At 40.3% G+C, this 14,692-nt stretch carries 14 protein-coding genes; all 14 read right to left on the bottom strand.

All coding sequences use genetic code 11. The features are described 5' to 3' along the window. Positions 1–723, bottom strand: coding sequence for a UMP kinase (gene pyrH, locus N0M92_RS02305; protein WP_034313639.1), 723 nt, complete (start codon positions 721–723; stop codon positions 1–3). Between the two features lie 125 nt (positions 724–848). Further along, complete coding sequence (gene tsf, locus N0M92_RS02300) at positions 849–1,733, bottom strand: translation elongation factor Ts (RefSeq protein ID WP_260284273.1); 885 nt, start codon at positions 1,731–1,733, stop codon at positions 849–851. A gap of 309 nt (positions 1,734–2,042) precedes the next feature. Further along, positions 2,043–2,756, bottom strand: a complete 714-nt coding sequence (gene rpsB, locus N0M92_RS02295; RefSeq protein ID WP_034313644.1) for a 30S ribosomal protein S2 — start codon at positions 2,754–2,756, stop codon at positions 2,043–2,045. A gap of 153 nt (positions 2,757–2,909) precedes the next feature. Further along, entirely contained in the window at positions 2,910–3,542 is a 633-nt protein-coding gene (locus tag N0M92_RS02290; protein WP_260284272.1) for a hypothetical protein, read from the bottom strand. A 226-nt stretch (positions 3,543–3,768) separates the two neighbouring features. Beyond that, the gene (locus tag N0M92_RS02285) at positions 3,769–4,533 is read right to left on the bottom strand and encodes a FliA/WhiG family RNA polymerase sigma factor (protein WP_260284271.1); all 765 of its coding nucleotides are present in this window, start codon (positions 4,531–4,533) and stop codon (positions 3,769–3,771) included. 126 nt (positions 4,534–4,659) lie between these two features. Further along, a complete protein-coding gene (locus N0M92_RS02280) occupies positions 4,660–5,163 on the bottom strand; it encodes a chemotaxis protein CheD (RefSeq protein WP_260284270.1) in 504 nt (167 codons plus the stop codon). Then, positions 5,156–5,794, bottom strand: a complete 639-nt coding sequence (locus N0M92_RS02275) for a chemotaxis protein CheC (protein WP_260284269.1) — start codon at positions 5,792–5,794, stop codon at positions 5,156–5,158. Before N0M92_RS02275 ends, N0M92_RS02280 begins: the two co-directional genes overlap by 8 nt. Positions 5,795–5,798: 4 nt before the next feature. Beyond that, the gene (locus N0M92_RS02270) at positions 5,799–6,254 is read right to left on the bottom strand and encodes a chemotaxis protein CheW (protein WP_260284268.1); all 456 of its coding nucleotides are present in this window, start codon (positions 6,252–6,254) and stop codon (positions 5,799–5,801) included. A 102-nt stretch (positions 6,255–6,356) separates the two neighbouring features. Continuing rightward, positions 6,357–8,399, bottom strand: coding sequence for a chemotaxis protein CheA (locus tag N0M92_RS02265; protein WP_260284267.1), 2,043 nt, complete (start codon positions 8,397–8,399; stop codon positions 6,357–6,359). 21 nt (positions 8,400–8,420) lie between these two features. Beyond that, positions 8,421–9,518 carry a protein-glutamate methylesterase/protein-glutamine glutaminase gene (locus tag N0M92_RS02260; protein WP_260284266.1) on the bottom strand — a complete coding sequence of 366 codons (1,098 nt, stop codon included), beginning with the start codon at positions 9,516–9,518 and terminating at the stop codon, positions 8,421–8,423. A 10-nt stretch (positions 9,519–9,528) separates the two neighbouring features. Continuing rightward, positions 9,529–10,395, bottom strand: coding sequence for a MinD/ParA family protein (locus tag N0M92_RS02255; protein ID WP_260284265.1), 867 nt, complete (start codon positions 10,393–10,395; stop codon positions 9,529–9,531). Beyond that, the gene (gene flhF / locus N0M92_RS02250; protein ID WP_260284264.1) at positions 10,379–11,536 is read right to left on the bottom strand and encodes a flagellar biosynthesis protein FlhF; all 1,158 of its coding nucleotides are present in this window, start codon (positions 11,534–11,536) and stop codon (positions 10,379–10,381) included. Before flhF ends, N0M92_RS02255 begins: the two co-directional genes overlap by 17 nt. Then, complete coding sequence (flhA, locus tag N0M92_RS02245) at positions 11,533–13,569, bottom strand: flagellar biosynthesis protein FlhA (protein ID WP_260284263.1); 2,037 nt, start codon at positions 13,567–13,569, stop codon at positions 11,533–11,535. The genes flhF and flhA overlap by 4 nt, the downstream gene beginning before the upstream one ends. A 39-nt stretch (positions 13,570–13,608) precedes the next feature. Beyond that, the gene (gene flhB, locus N0M92_RS02240; RefSeq protein WP_260284262.1) at positions 13,609–14,691 is read right to left on the bottom strand and encodes a flagellar biosynthesis protein FlhB; all 1,083 of its coding nucleotides are present in this window, start codon (positions 14,689–14,691) and stop codon (positions 13,609–13,611) included. Position 14,692 lies beyond the last annotated feature (1 nt).

Genomic DNA, 14,692 nt, shown 5'->3' with positions numbered 1-14,692 from the left:
TTATTTCCCCCTTACGATAGTTCCAAGCGTTTCGCCTAAAACGGCCCGTTTAATATTACCTTTTTCCATGATCGAGAAGACGATCAATGGAATATCATTGTCCATGCATAGTGAGGACGCAGTTGAATCCATTACTTCTAACCCTTCTTTAATCACATCAAGATAGGAAAGTTTATCATACTTCACTGCATTTTTGTCCTTTACCGGATCTGCATTGTATACGCCATCCACATTATTCTTCGCCATCAAGATGACATCAGCTTCAATTTCAGCAGCACGCAGGGCGGCAGTGGTATCCGTTGAGAAGTATGGATTACCTGTACCAGCTGCAAAAATCACCACTCTCTTTTTCTCTAGGTGCCTGATTGCACGGCGTCTAATGTATGGTTCTGCGACTTGTCTCATCTCAATGGAAGTTTGCACGCGCGTTTCAATTCCAAGCTGATCAAGGCTGTCTTGTAATGCCAATGAGTTCATGACTGTAGCCAGCATACCCATATAATCGGCATTAGCACGATCCATGCCCATTTCACTGCCTATTTTTCCGCGCCAAATGTTTCCGCCGCCGACAACAACAGCCACTTCCACATCAAGCTCAGCCACTTCCTTGACTTGTTCAGCAATGGATTTAATTACTGCAGGGTTAATTCCAAATCCTTCTTCACCGGCTAATGCTTCGCCACTTAGTTTTAGAACGACACGTTTATATTTAGCGTTACTCATGAGAACCTCCAACTATGTAATCTTTTCATTCGTTCATCATGTTTTCTTGCAATAATACCAAAAATTCATGACATTTCAAAAAATAGGGAACACAAGAGTGTTCCCTATTATTAATTATCTAACAATTAGTCCTTTTTAACTTGATTCATTACTTCTTCAGCAAAGTTTTCTTGACGTTTTTCAAGACCTTCCCCTACTTCATAACGAACGAATGATTGGATTTTTCCACCTTTAGATTCAACGAATTGTCCCACTTTTTGATCAGGGTTCTTAACGAAAGCTTGTTCGTTAACACAGATTTCTTCGTAGAATTTATTGATACGTCCTTCAACCATTTTTGCAACGATTTTTTCAGGTTTTCCTTCATTAAGTGCTTGCTGAGTAAGAACTTCGCGTTCGCGTTCTAGTTCGCTTGCATCAACTTGGTCACGAGAGATATATTTAGGGTTAATTGCAGCGATATGCATTGAAACGCCTTTAGCTGCCTCTTCATCAGTTGTACCTTCAAGAACTGATAGTACGCTGATGCGTCCACCCATGTGAAGGTATGCACCAAACGCGTCGTTATCTGTTTTAGAAACGACTTGGAAACGACGAAGAGTTAATTTTTCCCCGATTTTTGCAACAGCAGCATTGATATGATCTGCAACTTTTGCTCCATTTTCCATTGTTTGCTCAAGAGCTGCTTCAACGCTTGCAGGTTTGTTAGCAAGAAGGAATGAAGCCAATTCTTTAACAAGAATTTGGAAGCCTTCATTTTTAGCAACGAAATCAGTTTCTGAGTTCACTTCAAGAATAACCGCTTGGTTTCCTTCCACAACGATTGAAGTTAAACCTTCAGCAGCAATACGGTCGCCTTTATTAGCAGCTTTTGCAATCCCTTTTTCACGTAGGAAATCGATTGCCTTTTCCATATCGCCTTCTGTTTGTACAAGTGCCTTTTTACAGTCCATCATGCCGGCACCAGTTTTTTCACGCAATTCTTTAACTAATTGTGCAGTGATTGCCATAATATATATCCTCCTCAAATTAAATGCAGTTTATTCAATCTTTACCCATTATTGCCAAAAAATACTTGTTATCATCAAAGAAAATAACGAGCCTTGACAATTTTCCTGAAAAAACATCAACTTTTCCAGCCAATTTGACGGAGCTAAACTTGTTGATGATTTTCATCCCTCAAAAATCGCCCATACCTTTAAAAAAAGACATTCCGTACAGTGATTTTATGTAAGTTCATTTAGTGCAAAAAAAAGGGATAAAAGGCATTATCCTCTTATCACCTTTTTTCTTACTGAATAAGCAACCTTTTTTACTTATTAAGCAGTAGTTGTTTCAGTTGCTGTTTCTTCGCCTTGTTTAGCTTCTAAGATAGCATCTGCCATTTTACCTGTTAATAATTTAACAGCACGGATTGCATCGTCATTCGCAGGAATAACTACATCGATTTCATCCGGATCACAGTTTGTATCAACGATACCAACAAGTGGAATGTGTAATTTGTGTGCTTCCGCAACAGCAATACGCTCTTTGCGAGGGTCGATAACGAAGATCGCATCTGGAAGAGTCTTCATATCTTTAATACCGCCTAAGAATTTTTCTAAGCGATCCCATTCTTTTTTAAGTTGGATAACTTCTTTTTTAGGAAGGACTTCGAAAGTTCCGTTTTCTTCCATTTTTTCGATATCTTTAAGACGAGCGATACGTTTTTGGATTGTTTCAAAGTTTGTTAAAGTTCCACCTAACCAACGTTGGTTTACATAGTACATACCAGAACGGATAGCTTCTTCTTTAACAGATTCTTGAGCTTGCTTTTTAGTTCCGACGAAAAGAACAGTACCACCGTTAGCAGCTAGTTCTTTCACGAAGTTATAAGCTTCTTCAACCTTTTTAACTGTTTTTTGAAGGTCGATGATGTAGATGCCGTTACGCTCAGTGAAGATATATTTCTTCATTTTCGGGTTCCAGCGACGTGTTTGGTGTCCGAAATGCACACCAGCTTCAAGCAATTGTTTCATAGAAATGACTGACATTTTAGTTCCTCCTAAATGGTTTTGTTTTTCCTCCGCACCGATCATTTTCATACAGAAACTGTCGTAACAGCACCATCTGCAAGAATCACGGGGCGTGTGTATTAACACCATTTCATAATATATCATAATGACTCTGTACAATCAAGAGATAACTTATCTATTCTCGCGAAACTTTAGTAATAGCTCTATCTCCGTTTGACCGCAACCTAACTTTTTGGCGATTTCCTCTACTGAATTCCCTTGATCTGCTAACATATCCACTTTTTCATTCAATGACCATTCATTTAACGAAGCCTGCAGCATGCCCGAAAATTCCATGCCAGCCGGCTTCCCCTCGTTTTGAGGGGAAGTGGCTGCCGATGAAAGCTCCAATTTGTCCTCGACTTTTACGGGTAGAGCATTGGCGTCATTTTCTTCAGGCACTATTTTATAAGCGTTAATCGCCTTCATTTTAGCTGCGGCACGATTTCCCTCTTCATACTTACTGTTTTGTTCTTGTTTTTCATCTTTATCTTCCTTTGTTTCCTTGTTTGAACCATGTTCTTTTTCTTTGTGTCCATGATCGTGATTCATAGCCACCGAATTGGTGAATGCCTTTACCAATGTCTCGTTGTCCTCTTTCATCTCCATTAAATAACCTGACAAAAGTTGTTCCATTTCTCCAATGATGGTTTTTTGGTCTTTTTCCAACTTACTTAAACGATTTTGGCGAAGATATAAAACGATGATGGCAAAAATGGTGAATATGTTTAATACAAACAACAGAAATATAAAAAACGCTGACATGTTGCCTCCTATTAACCGGAATAGTCAATCCTGTTTACCTTAATACGGATGGGGATCTTTTTTCACTGTTGTTTTTCCTTGATTACTTTCTCTATGCTTGAAAAAGTACAGTTCGAACATTCTGTGATTTCGAGACATTTATTGATCGGGTACCCGTAAGAATTTTTTTAAGTTGACATATAGGGGCTTTCTTCGTTCTCCAAAGCCCTCTTCAAAAAAATCATGATTAAATCTTTTGATCTTGCATCGTGTTTCTTAATTTATATATCGCTTTCGAGTGAATTTGGGATATCCGGGAAGTAGATAAGCTCATCACTTGTCCGATTTCGGTTAATGTTAGTTCTTCCTTATAAAAAAGCTGTAAAACCAACTGTTCTTTTTCATTAAGCGTTTCTATGACTTTGGCTAATTCCACATACAGTTCTTCCCTTAACACATGTTCCTCAGGTAAATCCGCCTTTTCATCTTTAATATGAAAATTCGCGCTTTCTTTATCGTCCTCTTGGGGATTTTCATCAATTGATAGTACATTGGCAAAGAAATTCTCATTTAATGCAGCATATACTTCATCTTCCGGGATATTCAATTCAGCGGCAATCTCATTTGGCGAAAGGTTCCTCATGTATTGCTGCTCCAGCCTTTCTATTGCAGATTCAATTTTCTTGGCTTTATCTCTTGCACTCCGTGGAAGCCAATCCTCTTTCCTTAATCCATCTAAAATAGCACCACGGATTCTAAAAGATGCATATGTGTCAAACTTCAGGTCGCGCTTCGTATCAAAGCGCTCCAGGGCATCGAATAACCCCATCATCCCTAAACTCCTTATATCATCCCGGCTCACATTTTTAGGAAGACTTACCGAAATACGTTGAACATGATACGATACGAGAGGTATGTATTTCTTTACCAAAATGTCCCCGGCCAGCGGATCTCTGCAATCCACCCAATTTTTCCAACATAACTGCTCTTCTTCGATAGTCAGATGAGACATTGGACATCCTCCTAACATTGTTATATGATTTGTGATCAAAACGGCCCCTAGAGCCATAAATGCATTAATGGTTCAGTAGCAAGTGCACCTGTCATATTTTTGGCTTTTCAAAAGCCAATTCCGATCCTATATGTTTTTAGTTCCTTTAGTAACGGTCCGAATTTTTAGCAAACAATCATTTAAATTGAATTCGATCGTTCTTCCGCTATTCCCGCCAACATCTTCGGCAACGACTCTAATCCGCAAGTCAGATAACTCTTTCCGGACAGCTTCCACATTCCGGGGTCCTATCCTCATTAAAGCCCCTCCTGAGGCAAATTGAAACATTTGCGCTCCGCCAGCCAACTTCGCTTTTAGGAAAGGCATTCTTGCGCCTTCTTTTACTAAGATCTGCACTAATTCCTTAATGGCCGTATCTGCAAATTTGGCAATGTTGATCTGTCCCGATTTACTGAGTGAAGAGTCAGGCAGCATGATATGGGCCAAACCTGCAATTTCTTTTTTTTCATCATAAATCACGACACCAACACACGACCCCAACCCGGAAGTACGAATCGTATCGGGAGGTTTTATTATATTCATATCCGCTATTCCAACCTTAACAACCTGGTCCTTTAACAATTCAGTCATTAGGTGACACTCCTAAAGCGGAAAAAATGATATCAAGAAATTCGGGATCAGGTAATAGAAAGAAATGACCATTAATGGAGTCATCAAAAAGTTGGTCTTTTTCAAGTACTGTATCAATGACGATGGCTGCGTCACTTACTTGAGATAATTCCAATAATCCATAACTGATCGTTGCCCCTACCATATCGATGCTCAAGGAAGGAACGGATGGATGGATATTCAATCGGGTGAAATCAGAAAGGGAAGAGAGATAGGATCCCGCTAAAATATTCCCTAACTCCTGAAGGCAAGAGAGTGCCAATTCATTATAGGGTGCTGAATCTATTAAAAAGGTCACATCATCAGTCATCTTACGAATCAAGTATTCAGCTACGGGAAGCGAAAGGATAAAAAACATACTCCCTGAAGCATCACCTTCCATTCTAAGGAAAACGCTGGCAACGACGTGATCGGCCCCGCCAGCCATTTCCATCATTTCATCAAAGGAAACGATTCGGACATTAGGAACATTCATAGCAATTTTCCTATTAAGGATGGCAGAAAGCGCGGTTGCTGCGTTCCCTGCACCTATATTACCGATTTCCTTCAAAATATCGAGTTGAAGAGGGTTGATTTTCTCAATGAATGACATATGATTATCCTTCTCTTAACATATTTTCAGTCATTTCTAGACTTAAGGCCTTCTCCAAATTAATTAGGACGAGCAGTCGCTTCTCAATTTTAGCCACTCCGCTAATATATTCTGAAGCTGAATGTCCCACAATTTCAGGCTGAGGTTCGATACTTTCCACGGGAATATCCAAAACATCATTGGCAGAGTCCACTATTAGCCCCACTTCCATATCATCCAGAATGACGACGATAATCCTTGTTGACTCATCGTATTCCACCTCTTCGAAACCAAAACGAACCCGTAAATCAATAATTGGAGTGATTACACCCCTTAAATTTATGACTCCCTTAACAAATTTTACAGCCTTTGGAACTCTGGTAATATGCAGAAGCTTTTCGATACCACTGACCTTATCCACTGGAATTGCATATTCTTTATCCATAATTTGAAATACAATTACTTTCATATCCTCCGACATCTATTCCCCTCCTTTTAAAAAAACACATGATGATTGTAAAGCTTTTACACGAATCGGCACGGTCGAACCAACGCCCCATTCCCCTGCCCATTCATCTATCATTCAATGAATCAATGTGTTGCAATCTATGATTAAAGCAACTTGCCCATCACCAAGTATCGTTGCCCCGGAAATTGCAAATGCACTAGTTAAATAATTACCTAGTGACTTCAGGACGATTTCCAGCTGCCCGATAAATGAATCAACGACTAATCCTGCTAATTTATCACCTTTTCTTACAATGACCACAGAGAGGGACTCTTCTTCTTCCTGACTGATAGGAACTTCGAATATATCTTTCAAGAACAGAAGCGGAAGAACCTTCCCCCTGTAGTCAATAACTTGTTGATTATGGGCATTCATGATATCTGCTTTTTTTATTATTGCTGTTTCAATAATGGAAGAAAGCGGTATGGCATATTTTTCGTTTTGGATTGCAACCAGCATGACAGAAATAATGGACAATGTAAGCGGAAGTTGAATAAGGAAGATGGATCCTTCATTCTCTTTGGAATCGATCGTGACAGATCCACCGAGGGACTCAATAGTATTTTTAACCACATCGAGCCCCACACCCCGTCCCGATACATCTGAAATGGTTTCCGCTGTTGAAAAACCAGAAGCGAATATCAATTCATAGATTTGCTTATCCGTTAGGGTGGCCGCAGTTTCCTTAGTTAATATCCCATTGGATAGGGCCTTGTTCAAGACTCGATCTTTATTGATGCCTGCGCCGTCATCCTCGATTTCAATGAAAACATGATTACCGCTGTGATATGCTTTTAAGAGGATTTTACCTTCTTCATTCTTTCCTTTAGCCAAACGTTCTTCAGTTGTTTCAATTCCATGATCCATGGCGTTTCTTATTAAATGGACGAGTGGATCACCGATTTCATCAATGACTGTACGATCAAGTTCCGTTTCGGCACCGTTGATTTCCAAATTGACTTTCTTGTTTAAATCCCTTGCCAATTGACGAACCATTTTAGGAAAACGATTGAATACAGTTTCCACGGGCACCATCCGCATGTTCAATACGATTGTTTGTAAATCACTTGTTATACGGGACATTCTTTCTACCGTTTCATGCAATTCTTGATTATCCAAATCACTGGAAATTTGATCAAGTCTGCCTCTATCGATTACTAGTTCCTCGAATAAATTCATTAATATATCAAGCCGCTCAATGTTCACCCGAATGGTCTTGCTTGATGCCGGCTTGACGGGAGCCTGTTTTTTCTTATCATCGTTATCAGTTGGAAGCAAGGCATCATTTGACTCTTGTTTTAGAATTTCAGTAACATTATCCTCGTTAGATTTAGCTTCATGCCGCATGCATTCTAGATCAATTGCATTTACAACAACTTGATCCACTTCGGTAACCTTCATGATTTTTTTCTTTATCTCTTCACCCGATTCTGTTGTTACCATCGTGACCGTAAATTGCTGATCGAATTGCTCTTCTTCCAAAAGTTCGACGGGTGGGTGGGACTTGATTACTTCACCTGACTTTTCAAGCACTTCGAAAACCATAAACACACGGGCAGCTTTTAAAAGACAGTCCTCACGCAACCCTATCGAAATTTCGAAGCTGTTGAAGCCTTGATCCTTTGACTGTTGAAGTACTGTCCATTCAAATTCATCGTACTCTCCCGCAATCATTTCCTGCTTTTCCAGGACGGCAGAAGCTGCTGCAATCTCTGCATTGGTGGAAGAAAAGGGCGACTCCCCTTTTTCAATCATTTCCAGCTGATGGACAACATCCTTCACATTTCTTTTTCCATCTCCACCTTCAGCAATGGACATGACCATTGCTTCTAAATCATCAACCGCTAAAAATATCACATCAAACAATTCAGGCGAAAGGGCGATTTGGCTGTTTCGAATTGCATCCAGCACATTCTCCATTTTATGAGTTAAGTTGGCTAGATCCTCATACCCCATAGTTGCCGACATCCCTTTTAAGGTATGGGCGGAACGAAAGATTTCGTTTACGATCGAGAGGTCTTCCGGGTTCTTTTCGAGTACCAGCAACTGTTCGCTGCACGTTTGAAGATGTTCTTTACTTTCCTCTATAAATACCTCTAAATATTGATTCATATCCATACAATCTCACACCTCCACGTGTTAACAATAGCTTATTATCGCTTTAGCTATTTCTTCTACATCCTCTACGCTATCTATTAACTTGGTATTGATTGCCGCTTTAGGCATACCAAAAACGATTGATGTCTCCTGTGATTCGGCTATCGCTTTTAAAGGACCCTTTTGTTTAAGGTTCGTAAGCCCTCTCGACCCGTCCTTTCCCATCCCGGTCATGATAATGGCTATTTTCGCAGAATCATTCATTTCACTTACCGATTCAAATAGCACATCAACCGACGGGCGATGTCCATGACGCACTTCGGATTGATCCAAAAGGATTGCCCAGCTCATCCCGACCTTCTTCACTTTCAAGTGAAAACCTCCAGGTGCGATGTAGGCGATACCTTTTTGTATCAGTTCTCCCTCTTCAGCTTCCTTCACTTTAATCTTGCATAATGAATTCAGGCGTGTTGCCAAGGATTTTGTGAATCCAGGGGGCATATGCTGGACAATGAGTATAGGCGCATCAATTTCTTCTGGGAGTCCTGTCAAGACTGTCTGCAGAGCTCTCGGGCCTCCTGTTGATGTGCCGATAACGATTATCTTCTTATATCCATAGGACCATTTTTTTATATTTTTTTCACTTTTAATCATTTCCGTTGAATCTATTTTGCTATGTTTTCCCCAAACGGATGGCCCTCTTTCAATATTTTTCGCATTTTTTTCTAGTTTGTGAACATTTGCCCTGCTGGCAGCCATAACTTTTTCATGGAGTTCTTTCTTGATTTTATGTAAATCCAATGAAATGGCTCCCGAAGGCTTAGCCACAAAGTCAAAGGCTCCACTGTTCATGGCGGCAAATGTATTTTCCGTTCCTTTTTTCGTGGTGCTTGATAACATGACTACAGCGGTCGGACATTCATTCATAATCCGATTTAATGCTTCCAATCCGTCCATAATCGGCATTTCCACATCCAAAGTAACGACATCGGGTTTTAAAGCCTTTATTTTGTCAATGGCATCTCTTCCATTCCTGGCAGTCCCGATGACTTCCACCCTGCTATCTTCTGCTAAAAACTCTGAAATTAACTTTCTCATAAACGCAGAATCGTCCACTATCAGCACTTTTACTTTACCCATATAAGGAGACCTACTTTCCAAAAAAATATCTCTTCATATTTTGGAGGAAATGACTTTTTTGCAAAGTCAATTCTTCCCCAAATGAATGATTTGCATATCTTGAAGCAATGTCCAAAATGGCTTTGGATACATCGGCTTCAGAATCGAAAAGGAGAAAGGGCATTTGTTTGGTAACAGATTTGGGTACGGTTCTATCATCTGGCAAGTACCCTAGAGCTACAGTTTCCAGTCCCAAAAATTTCACTAGTGCATTTTGGAGCCGCTTAATCGTTTCCTTGCCGTCCTTACTCGTGAAAACCCGATTGCAAACTAGGAACAATGGAATCTCTTTATTTACTGAATGGATATATTTCATTGCGGAGTATGCATCCATGATAGAAGTTGGTTCAGGCGTCGTGATAACGACTAATTCATCCACACATAACAGGAATTTCATGGAATCCTTAGTGATGCCTGCTCCCATATCAAATAATATATAATCGTAATTTGCCAACAATAAACTGAATTCTTCATTAAAATGGGTATACTGATCTTCATCAAGTGAAAAGAGATCCGTCAACCCTGTTCCACCTGTAATGATTGAAATATTTCCCGGTCCTGACATGATGATATCCTTCAAACTACAATCTTTTTCAAAAAAATCAATAATACTGCAGGGAGAGTGTTCACCTATCAAAATATCAATATTCCCCATACCGATATCCATATCGAACAAAAGAACCTTTTTGCCTCTTTGGGATAAGGCAATGGAAAAATTCAAAGTAAAGTTTGATTTTCCCACTCCACCTTTACCGCTTAAAACGGCAATCGTTTTGGCCATTGATTTATTTTGGCGGGCTTCCAATCTTTTTCGTAAATTCTCAGCTTGATCTTTCATATTTTTTAGCCCCGATAGCCATTTTCAATAGCTGTGATGATGTAGCTATTTCAATATCGTCTGGCACATTCTGTCCATCTGTTATATAGGCCGCTCCCAATTTATGAGTGTGTATAAAATTAAATATCGGTCCGAAAGTGGAGGTTTCGTCCGCTTTTGTAAAAATCACCTGTTTAATCGGTATGCTAGCAAACTGTCGGTAAATATCTTCCATATCCTTTTGTTTGGAAGTCAATGACAACACTAAATAGGTTTCCATCTCATCAGTAAAATGGATGATTTCATTGAGATCCTTAACATATTGCGGGTTACGGAAATTCCTTCCTGCCGTATCAATAAAAACATTATCGTAATGGGAGAAGCGTTCAGCCGCTCTTTTGAAGTCTTCCAGGTTATAAGCGACTTCAATGGGAACGTTTAGAATCTTGGCATATGTCTTAAGTTGATCTATTGCAGCGATCCTGTACGTATCCGTCGTAATGAAAGCCACCTTTTTATCATGCTTCAACATGGTTTCCGCAGCTATTTTTGCCAGGGTCGTTGTCTTTCCCACACCTGTTGGACCAACAATATTAATATACTTTTTTCGCAGCCTATTTTTTCCATTTTCGACCTTTTCCAGAATCGCGAACATGGCTTCTTCCAACCAAGCTTGAACCTCTTCATCAGTGGATTGCTGTTTAAAAACGAACCATTTTTCAAGCAGTTCATCCATGATTTGGCACCGAAGTGATATATCCACTTCCTGCTCGGTTAGGTATTCATGGATTTTCTGCAGTTTCCCCGGATATTTCCTATCAAGTGAATAGGTTTGCAAACTCTTTATCATATCTTTCAAACCTTCGATTTCTTTTACTAGGTCAGCACTTTCCCTATTGCCTTCATTAGGCTCAAGGGCATGACTTGCCACTTCCAGCTTTGATGGCAACTTCTTCGACTTTTGTTTGGTTACGGTTTGGACAGGCTGTGGCACTGGGTCTATGGCTGCAATGACTTCAATATTCCTCTTTTTGAATAATCCTAAGAAACCACCAGTATATACAGCCTTTGAACTTAAGATTACCGCATCACTGCCTAGTTCCTCCCTTATTCGCTTCATTGCCTCGTTCATTGATGGTGCCAAATATTTCTTTACCTTCAATCGAAATTCACCACCCCTACACTTTGTACTTCTACATTCGATTCAAGTTCATTGTATGAAAGAATCGGTACATTAGGAAAATATCGTTCAGTTAATTGCCGGGCATACATCCTTACTGCTGGAGAACAGAGTAAGATCGGTTGGTGATCCATTAGGGTCAGCTCTTCCAATTTCGCTGCAATTGCCTCCAATATGGATTGCGATATAGTTGGATCCAATGATAAAAAATTACCATGTTCGGTTTGCTGTACACTATCCGCGATGGTCTTTTCCACTTTCCCCGATAATGTTATGACTTTAATTCTATTTTCATCCGAAAGAAAAGAATTCGTGATTTGCCTGGCTAAATTCTGCCTTACATATTCAGTAAGCAAATCTGTATCAGTCGATAACTTGCCATAATCAGCAAGTGTTTCAAAAATGATCGGTAAGTTCCTTATTGAAACTTTTTCCTTCAATAATTTTGCCAATACCTTTTGTACATCTCCTATGGACAAGGGGTTCGGAGTGACTTCCTCAACTAGTATAGGTGCCGATTCGTGGAGATGATCGATCAATTGTTTCGTTTCTTGCCTGCCCAATAATTCATGCGCATTGGCCTTTATCACTTCCGTCAAGTGAGTGGATACAACACTTGGCGGGTCCACAACTGTATAACCCAACATCTCGGCATGTTCTTTCATATCATCCGTGATCCACTTGGCCGGTAAACCGAAAGACGGTTCTATCGTATCGATTCCTTCTATTGAATCATCCTCCATCCCTGGACTCATGGCCAAGAAATGATTTAGGAGCAATTCCCCCTTGGCCATGACGCTTCCTTTAATCTTCAGCCGATATTCATTGGGATTCAACTGAATGTTGTCACGTATTCTGACGACAGGGATCACGAGTCCCAATTCAATTGCAAGCTGCCTGCGGATCATGACGACCCTGTCCAGCAGGTCTCCCCCTTGATTGGCATCCGCAAGCGGAATCAATCCATATCCAAACTCAAATTCGATCGGGTCGACACTTAAAAGGTTAACAACGCTTTCTGGACTTTTCATTTCATCGGTTTCCAACACTTCTTCCATTTCTTGTATTTCACTTTCGTCCTGCTTTGGTATCCTTGAAATTGTATACCCTCCAACGACTAATAAAGCAGCGATCGGAATCGTGAATAGGTCGGAAATGGGAGTGAATAAACCTAAAAGGAAAATGGTTGCAGCTGTCAGGTAAAGCATTTTGGGAAATTGGAATAACTGTTCAACAATATCCGCTCCGAGGTTTCCATTCGAGGCTGCCCGGGTTACGACAATACCCGTAGCTGTAGAAATCAATAAAGCAGGTACCTGACTCACGATACCGTCACCAACCGATAACATGGAAAAGTGGACGGCTGCTTCTCCAAAGCTCATGTCCAATTGCATGACGCCTATAATCATACCGAAAATCAAGTTTATGATGACAATGATGATGCCCGCTATGGCATCCCCTTTAACAAACTTACTCGCTCCATCCATGGATCCATAAAAGTCTGCTTCGTTACTGATTTTTTCCCTTCTGCCACGTGCTTCGTTTTCGGAGATCATCCCAGCATTCAAATCTGCATCTATGGCCATCTGTTTCCCTGGCATCGCATCCAGCGTAAACCTTGCCGCTACCTCCGAGACCCGTTCGGAGCCTTTGGTGATGACGATGAAATTGATGATGACCAAAATGATGAATACAACTAATCCTACAAGCACGTTACCGCCGACTACAAACGACCCAAAGGTTTCTACAACTCCTCCAGCATCACCATAGGTCAAAATGGCACGAGTCGTCGAAACATTCAACCCCAGCCTGAACAATGTCAGTAAAAGGAGCAAGGAAGGAAAGATTGAAAATTCGAGAGGTTCTTTCATATTCATCGTAGTCAATAGAACCAGCAACGCAAGAGAGATATTTAAAAGGAGTAAAATACTTAACAACCATGTTGGCAATGGAATGACCAACATGGTAACGATCATGATGACGCTTGATATAACAACTAAATCTCTTGCTCGCATGTTTTTCTCTCCTAACTAGCGGGTTACCCTATTACTTCTTTACAGTTTACCTTTGGTTTTATATACAAAGGCCAGTATTTCAGCGACCGCCTTAAAGAACTCTTCAGGTATCGCCTGGCCTAACTCAGCCTGATCATATAATGACCTGGCCAAAGGCCGATTTTCCACCATGGCCACATCGTTTTCTTTAGCAATGAATTTAATTTTCTGAGCAACAAAATCAACGCCTTTTGCCACTACGTACGGAGCCTCAGCTTTTTCTTCATCATATTTTAAAGCAATAGCAAAATGTGTCGGGTTAGTGATGACGACATCCGCATTGGGAATTTCCTGCATCATTCTTTGCGCAGCCATCTGCCTTTGCTTTTGCTTTATCTTGGATTTGATGAGCGGGTCCCCTTCGGAATTTTTATACTCATCCTTAATATCCTGTTTGGACATCCGGATGTTTTTTTCAAAGTCATATTTTTGGTACAAATAGTCTAATAGAGCAATGAACAATAAAGCCACGGCAGCATAAAACCCTACTTTAATCGTAATATCCGCCAATGTTGCCATCGCTTCTTCCACAGAAATCTGTGATAAAATCATAATCTCGTCCATGCGCTGCCATAGTACATAAAAGGCAACAAAACCAACAAATGATATTTTAAGAATGGATTTCAATAATTCAACGATGGCCCTCATTGAAAAAATACGTTTGAATCCTTTAATGGGATCCAATTTATCCAGTTTGAACTGAATGGATTCAGTCGAAAACAAAAAACCGATTTGCATGACATTAGCCAATATCCCAGCCACTATCGCTGCTGCGAAAACGGGTCCCAGGATAAGGCCCATCTCCTTTAAAACCTCAATCATGATAATTTGCATATTCTCCTCACTGAATCCAGTCAAGGTAAAATGTTGCAGATATTCTTTCATGAGACCGAGCAGATGATGATACATGTATGGTCCCATAAGCAATAGTACAGAAAACACTGCAATTAAATTCACTGAGGTATTTACATCCTGACTCTTTGCCACCTGACCTTTTTTCTTCGAATCCTGACGTTTTTTGGGAGTCGCCTTTTCGGTCTTCTCTCCAGCGAAAAACTGTAAATCCAGCTGAAACCTCTCCATA

The sequence above is a fragment of the Peribacillus aracenensis genome (assembly GCF_025175645.1).
Taxonomy (GTDB): Bacteria; Bacillota; Bacilli; order Bacillales; family DSM-1321; genus Peribacillus; species Peribacillus aracenensis.
Note: the sequence above shows the minus strand (reverse complement) of the source record. Positions and strands in the feature narration are given on the sequence as shown.

Coding starts and splice junctions, on each gene's coding strand:
- N0M92_RS02280 (WP_260284270.1), bottom strand. CDS start 5,163: ATGACTGAATTGTTAAAGGACCAGGTTGTTAAGGTTGGAATAGCGGAT.
- flhB (WP_260284262.1), bottom strand. CDS start 14,691: ATGGAGAGGTTTCAGCTGGATTTACAGTTTTTCGCTGGAGAGAAGACC.
- N0M92_RS02260 (WP_260284266.1), bottom strand. CDS start 9,518: ATGGGTAAAGTAAAAGTGCTGATAGTGGACGATTCTGCGTTTATGAGA.
- flhA (WP_260284263.1), bottom strand. CDS start 13,569: ATGCGAGCAAGAGATTTAGTTGTTATATCAAGCGTCATCATGATCGTT.
- pyrH (WP_034313639.1), bottom strand. CDS start 723: ATGAGTAACGCTAAATATAAACGTGTCGTTCTAAAACTAAGTGGCGAA.
- rpsB (WP_034313644.1), bottom strand. CDS start 2,756: ATGTCAGTCATTTCTATGAAACAATTGCTTGAAGCTGGTGTGCATTTC.
- N0M92_RS02255 (WP_260284265.1), bottom strand. CDS start 10,395: ATGAAAGATCAAGCTGAGAATTTACGAAAAAGATTGGAAGCCCGCCAA.
- N0M92_RS02270 (WP_260284268.1), bottom strand. CDS start 6,254: ATGTCGGAGGATATGAAAGTAATTGTATTTCAAATTATGGATAAAGAA.
- tsf (WP_260284273.1), bottom strand. CDS start 1,733: ATGGCAATCACTGCACAATTAGTTAAAGAATTGCGTGAAAAAACTGGT.
- N0M92_RS02290 (WP_260284272.1), bottom strand. CDS start 3,542: ATGTCAGCGTTTTTTATATTTCTGTTGTTTGTATTAAACATATTCACC.
- N0M92_RS02275 (WP_260284269.1), bottom strand. CDS start 5,794: ATGTCATTCATTGAGAAAATCAACCCTCTTCAACTCGATATTTTGAAG.
- N0M92_RS02285 (WP_260284271.1), bottom strand. CDS start 4,533: ATGTCTCATCTGACTATCGAAGAAGAGCAGTTATGTTGGAAAAATTGG.
- N0M92_RS02265 (WP_260284267.1), bottom strand. CDS start 8,399: ATGGATATGAATCAATATTTAGAGGTATTTATAGAGGAAAGTAAAGAA.